We start from the raw sequence: 7,805 nt of genomic DNA, 5'->3' as shown, positions 1-7,805 counted from the left end.
GCTACAAATGCCTGATCATCATCGCTCCACAACAAGGCATCCCCTTTAACTTCTTGAGTAATATTCGTGATTTTTTCATTAACATCTTTGACTACATTCGTCAGATGCGTATTCACACTCTTCACATTCGCATCAAGACCATCCAAAGCAGAGCCAACGTCATAATAGTTCACTTTTGCTACCTGACCATCTTCAACAATAGAAGATAAACTATATTTTAGTCCTTTAAAGGTACCATTCTCAAATGATGTATCTCCACCAAAATAATTCGCTATATCTCCAGATATTTTATTAATTTGGCTACCATTGATTGCATCATGCGACCCTTCTGCAATTATACCAGCTTCTACATTATGGAGTGCAACTGGTGCCGTAGTCTTATCACCACCTAAAGTCACACTCTTATAATTAATGGTTCCATCTGTATTTTTATCGTAGAGGACAGCAGCAGCACTTGCCAAATTAATATCCTTAGAAATCTTCTCTATACTTTTATCAAGCTGGGCTTTATTAACAGCTTCATTGTGCGCAACAGCCGCCTTCACACCAGAAATAGTCCGGTCTTCACCCGATTTGTTTGTAATATTAATTACAGAACCACCTGTTGCCTTACCTATGGTGATGGCACCCTCATTGTCTTCTTGCTTAACGAGGCTACTTTTTGTCACATCCGCAATCTGATTTTGGATCTTCGTGATAGAATTATCAACAGCATTAAAAGTAGATTCAAAATTATCATGTGGTTTGCCTTGAATGGTGTAAGTAGGCGCCTTACCGTTAGATACGTCTGCACCACCACCAAAATATTTAGATGTATTTTGAGAAATTTTTGCTAGATTATTCGTAACAGTAGTAATATTCTGATTGGTAGAAAAAAGTTGCGAACCATTTATGGCATCAGTTGAATCTTCTGTGATATCTCCATTGGCAAGAAACTTAATTTTGCTATTTGTTCTTCCCTCTCCATGCTGCGCTACAAATGCCTGATCATCATCGCTCCACAACAAGGCATCCCCTTTAACTTCTTGAGTAATATTCGTGATTTTTTCATTAACATCTTTGACTACATTCGTCAGATGCGTATTCACACTCTTCACATTCGCATCAAGACCATCCAAAGCAGAGCCAACGTCATAATAGTTCACTTTTGCTACCTGACCATCTTCAACAATAGAAGATAAACTATATTTTAGTCCTTTAAAGGTACCATTCTCAAATGATGTATCTCCACCAAAATAATTCGCTATATCTCCAGATATTTTATTAATTTGGCTACCATTGATTGCATCATGCGACCCTTCTGCAATTATACCAGCTTCTACATTATGGAGTGCAACTGGTGCCGTAGTCTTATCACCACCTAAAGTCACACTCTTATAATTAATGGTTCCATCTGTATTTTTATCGTAGAGGACAGCAGCAGCACTTGCCAAATTAATATCCTTAGAAATCTTCTCTATACTTTTATCAAGCTGGGCTTTATTAACAGCTTCATTGTGCGCAACAGCCGCCTTCACACCAGAAATAGTCCGGTCTTCACCCGATTTGTTTGTAATATTAATTACAGAACCACCTGTTGCCTTACCTATGGTGATGGCACCCTCATTGTCTTCTTGCTTAACGAGGCTACTTTTTGTCACATCCGCAATCTGATTTTGGATCTTCGTGATAGAATTATCAACAGCATTAAAAGTAGATTCAAAATTATCATGTGGTTTGCCTTGAATGGTGTAAGTGGGCGCCTTACCGTTAGATACGTCTGCACCACCACCAAAATACTTTGATATATTCTTGTTTGCCTCATGAAAAGCCGTAACTAGTTTAACTACTGTCTGATTGGTAGAAAAGAGTTGCGAACCATTTATGGCATCAGTTGAATCTTCTGTGATATCTCCATTGGCAAGAAACTTAATTTTGCTATTTGTTCTTCCCTCTCCATGCTGCGCTACAAATGCCTGCTCATCATCACTCCACAACAGAGAATTTTTAGAAAAACCATCAATTTTCTGAGTAAACTCATTGGCTACATGTGTTAAGCGGCTATTCACATTGTTGATATTTTCATCAAGCCCTGTCAAAGCAGAACCAACATTATTATGATCCTTAGATACTACACCATCTTCAGAAATCTGCGATAAATGATAGAGTGGACCGAACAAAGTACCTTCACTAAATTCCGCATTACCACCAAAAATGTTTGCTACATCTCGGGATATTTTTTCAATCTGGCTACCATTGATTGCATCATGCGACCCCTCTGCAATTATACCAGCTTGTACATTATGGAGTGCAACTGGTGCCGTAGTCTTATCACCACCTAAAGTCACACTATTATAATTGACAGTGCCATCTGTATTTTTATCGTAGAGGACAGCAAAGCTATTTGCTTCTTTAATGACCTTAATATTGTCCGTGATATCTGCAATTTCACCATCGAGTTGTTTTTTATTAACAGCTTCATCATCATTCTCTGCTGCTTTCACACCAGAAATAGTCCGGTCTTCACCTGATTTATTTGTAATATTAATCTCTGCGCCTTCTATTTCCTTACCAATGGTGATACGATTTGTCTCTTCTTCTCGCTTAACAAGGCTATTACTTTTTACGGTGTCAACAATATCTGCAATCTGACCATCGAGTTGTTTTTTATTAACGGCTTCATCATCATTCTCTGCTGCCTTCACACCGGAAATTGTACGAGCATCACCTGATTTGTTTGTAACATTAATTACAGAACCACCTGTCTCTTTACCTATGGTGATCCTACCTGCTTCTCCCTCATCTTGCTTGACAAGACTATTTTTTACTATTTGATCTTTTGTCTCTTGTAGCTGTGCAAAATTCACTGCATCGGTATCTTCTTCCCCTGCCGCTACTCCTTTAATCGTTTTATCACCAGCATGAATGCCATCCACAGTTATTCTAGCCCCATCAGCAAACAGAAAGCCATCATCACTCATAGTGCTTCTTCCTGCGGTAACTTTCGTCACTGTAATACTATCAGCTAAATCAAATTTGACATTATTATCTTCTTCACCTTTTGTAATCTTAAGATTGTTACTTTCTGTTGATAAATCTACTACGCCCGTTATACCAACCTTTGTAGCATCTTTCCCTCCAACTGATAGCTTCCAACCTTGGTCTACGTACAATTCTAACGCTTTTAGCTGCGCAACATTAACGGCATCAGTATCGTCGCTACCAGCTGCCACTCCTACAATCTGGCGCGTTTTTTTTAATTTAGTATCACCAACACTCACCGCAGCTAACGTGCTCGCCCAAACGATGCTATTAGAATCTGCAACGCTCTTAGTTAAAGAACTGTAACCGATAGCGCCAGCAGCAACATCAGCTACAGACTCATCTCCAAGAGCAACACCTAATTTTACCGTCGTTTTTGTATAAGCACCCAAAGCTACAGATCCCTCACTATCAGCCTTAGCACGATGTCCAATAGCAATTGATTCTACGCCCGTCGCTATTGTACGTCCCTCAGAAGGAACTGGTTTACTACCACTTCTACCTTCGCCACCTATTGCGATACTTTTTTCACCTACAGCGTACGCCAAATGACCTACAGCAACAGTAAAGCTATTATCCACCTGCGCACCATAACCAACAGCAACCGTATCTGCCGCAGATACTTTTATCTCAGCACCAATAGCAACAATATCACTATTAGAATGGAGCTTTTTATCCTTTGTTATATTATTACCAAATATGACACTCGTACCTTCTACGCCGTCACGTTGTAGTCCGGTACCGCGCTGCATTCTAACCATAGAGTCATTACGCAAAGGATTGAATGCATCAATAATCGCTGTATTCTCACCATGCTGTGCAAAATTTTGGACTACACGATTATCAGCGACAAATTGCCCGCCTGCATCTAATGTTCTTTCCAATGAGTTTTTGCCATCTGTCCTCAAAACATTCACAATAGGATCTTCATTGCTTATAGCAGAAACGGTTTTGGTTAAAAAAATTGCATAGTCATCAGAAGCGTCAACTTTTGCCATCATTGCCACATTCAATGCTGTTAAATCATTTTTCTCATCACCATCATAGTAATCATATGCAGAGATAATGCTTTGGGGATAAACCACAGCAGTATTCTTTACACTTTCAAGAGATACTTTTGTTAAATCAAGTTTTGCTGAAAAAACAGGAGAACCATTTGATAAAAATAAGACCACCGCAGTGCCCAATAAAACTCCTTTAAAAAACGAGGTCCTATCATGTGAACGAGAAAATTTTAAATCACATGCCGTTTGTGTTGTATATAATTTTTTCATAATACCCCCCTCATAATAATACTTTTTAAACACAAAAGACACATTCTAGAGTTTTAAAGCTCTGTCTTTTCTTTGTGTATTTGTGCTTTTACAGCGTGTTTTTAGACTATAAATAAAACAAGATATAAGCTGTTATTGCTACATCACCTTTAAGGGGAATTAGGAGCCTATTTGTGAAAGTCAATGTGAGAAACATAAAAAAGTGATTTTCATAATTAAATACGTTTTAGTTTTTATCAAATATGACGCATCGTTTGTTTAATTGTATCTTCTGTGAAGTTGACACAATCTTTATGCTTATGGATCAGCCTTTTAAGAGACGGTTTATTGTTCACGGATAAGATTTTTCACTTCATTAAAATGGATTTTAAAGCTCTTACTAGAATGCCCCTGCTTCATCAAAGCAAGGGCAAAGAGTGGATTTAAGAAAAGTTTTTAGATCAGTTCAGAGTCATATTGAATCCCGCGCCTACACCCCAATGACCCCCGGAAGTGGTGATAGATACATTAGACCGAATATCTCCCTTCTCTGATGTATAACCAGCACCAAAGGCAAAGGCAGATTGGCTACGCCATAAACCACTCCCAAATCCAACACTTAATTTTCCAGGTGTTTCATTATAGCGTAAGTTAGCTACTGCTAAACCAATAGCTGCTGCTTGTCTCGCTTCTTTTCGTGCTCCCTCAATGCTGTAATTTAAAGCATTAAACTTCATATCGGTATAATGTTTAGACTTATCAACAGCATCGTCAATCGCATCAATAACGATATTATTTACCCGTTGATCTGTGTATTTCTTTGATTCATCGAGAACGATTTTCATCTGTTCTTTGGTGTAGTCATGGAGTTGTCCACCATTTACAGCTTCTTTCGAACTCTTTTCAATGCGGCCATCCGCAACATTATCAATCATTACAGGTTCACTAGGATCGCCACCTTTCAAAGTGATTTTATTGGTTTTTTTACCGTTTTCATCTCTGTCATAGCGAACAGCATCCTCAGCAATGTTGTTAACCTTGTCGTCAATATTATCAACTCTGACATTAATATTGGTAATTGTATCACCAATATCCTCAATCGTATTGGAAATATTATCAACTTTTTTGTCGATAATCTCAACACGATTTTCAACTTTTGCAACACGCTCATTGGTTTGCCAAAGCTGTCCGCCATTAACTGCATCTTTGGAACCTTTTGCAATTTTACCATCAGCTACATTAATAATCTTACTTGGCGTTCCATCACGAGTAGCATCATAAGCTCCCTTTTCCTTATTCCACTTTAACGCATCTGAATCGCCCTTGTTGATGACATCATCAATACGATTATTAATATTTGACATATTTTGATTGACGTCCCCAAAAGCATCAGCAACATTATCATGGGTTTTCTCAACCGTCGTACCATCAGCATTAACTTGAACAATCTTGAATTGAGGTGCTGTCCATTGGCCATTTTCATATTTAGCACCACCGCCAAAATAAGCAGCAAGTTGATTACTTACGGAATAAAGCTGGCTGCCATTAATTGCATCCGTTGAATCTACAGAAATGTCACCATCTACGAGATATTTAAGCTTGCTGTTTGTCTTCTTGCCATCTTTTTCATGACGTGCAACAAATGCTTCTTCATCATCATCCCACAGTAAAGCATCTTTAGATAAATCTTCAATGTTCTGATTAAACTCATTAGATACATTTGTTAAGCGTTGATTCACATCTTTAACATTTTTATCAAGACCTTTTAAAGCTGAACCAACGTCATAAAAATTAGCCTGCCCTACCTCACCATCTACAATAGCCGATAAAGTATATTTCAGCCCTTCAAAAGCACCGTTAATAAACTTTGCACCACCTCCAAAAAACTTTGCAATATCTGCTGATATTTTATTAATCTGACTACCATTGATTGCATCGTGGGAATTTTCAGAAATGCTACCATCTTTCACGTTATGAAGAGCAACCGGTCCGTTGTTCTTATCACCACCCAAAGTTACGCTACCATAATTAACACTATCATCGTCATTCTTATCATAGAGAACCGCAGCAGCAGTTACTGTCTCAATATCTTTAGTAATATCCTTTATGCTTTTATCAAGTTGACTTTTGTTAACAGCTTCATCGCCCTTCTCTGCTGCCTGCACACCAGAAATCTTGCGTGCTACCTTACCAACACCTGCAATATTGATTTCAGTACCAGCGGTATCCTTACCAATAGTGATAATACTTGTTACACCTCCTTCTTGCTTCACAAGATTATTTTTTTCCAAATTAGAGATTTTATTATCAATCTTATGGATAGAAACATTCACCCCCGTGAAAGCCTCTGTGACATTATTATATGAATCTCCATCAATAAGGAAGGTGGGCTCTACACCGTTCAGTACATCTGTGTTGCCACCAAAGTACTTCGATGTATTTTGAGCAACTTTCGATAAGTTATTAGTAACAGTGGTGACGTTTTCATTAGTCTTAAAGAGCTGAGAACCATTGACTGCTTCTGTTGATGTTATAGAAAGTGTTGCTTCTCTCACACCAGAAATAGTTCTCTCTTGATTATTTTTATTTGCAATACTGATTTTTGTACCACCCGTTTCTTTACCAACAGTGATAAGGCCATTCTCTCCTTCTTGCTTCACAAGACTATTTTCTGTCACATTGTTAATTTGATTATAGATGTCTGTGATAGAATTGTCGATTCCTCCAAAAGCATCCGCAACATTATAATATATTCCCTGAGCGAGATCACCATTCTCATTGCGCTCAGTAACTTTAAACTCAGGATTCTTAATCCACTTTCCATTCTCATAATGCGCACCACCGCCAAAATAATTAGCAATCTTATAACCCATCGCATAAAGCTGAGAACCATTGATGGCATCTGTTGAATCTTCCGTAACATCACCCTTCAAAAGAGAGGTAATTTTACTGTCTGTTTTACCTTCACCTTTTTCATGGCGTGCAGAAAATGCTCTCTTCCCATCATCCCACAAGAGGGCATCTTGAGAGAACTTATTAAATTTATTGTCTACATATTGTACATGTTTATTGACATTTTTGACATTCGCATCAAGCCCTGTTAAAGCATCACCAACATTGTCAAAGGTCTTCTGTTCTACATTACCATCTGCAGAAACTGTAGATAAATTATATCTTGGACCTACAAAAGTACCATCCTGAAATGCTGCATCTCCACCAAAGAATTGTGCTATATCTCCTGATATCTTATTAATCTGGCTGCCATTAATAGCATCAGTTGAAGCCTTTCCCAGGTTACCATCTGCAACACCAGAAATAACTCGATTTTGGCCATTAGAGTTGGCAATACTGATTTTTGTGCCATCTTTTTGCGCACCAATAGTGATAAGTTTCTGATTTTCATCCCATTTAACAAGACTATTGCCTGTTACATTGTTAATCTGACTATAGATATCTGTGATAGAAGTATCAACAGCATCAAAAGCATCAGCAACATTCTGGTAATTGTTCTTAACAATACCACCATTCGTG

General features: G+C 38.1%; 1 protein-coding gene and 1 pseudogene. Both read right to left on the bottom strand.

What is annotated here, in order from left to right; genetic code table 11:
• A pseudogene (locus PVV69_RS08600) lies at positions 1–4,295 on the bottom strand (hypothetical protein); the annotation flags it as partial.
• Between the two features lie 440 nt (positions 4,296–4,735).
• Positions 4,736–7,805: Vomp family autotransporter (locus tag PVV69_RS08595; protein WP_273757184.1), on the bottom strand; the 3,070-nt coding region annotated here is incomplete at its 5' end.

It is taken from the genome of Bartonella sp. MM73XJBT (assembly GCF_028618465.1).
Classification (GTDB): domain Bacteria; phylum Pseudomonadota; class Alphaproteobacteria; order Rhizobiales; family Rhizobiaceae; genus Bartonella.
Note: the sequence above shows the minus strand (reverse complement) of the source record. Positions and strands in the feature narration are given on the sequence as shown.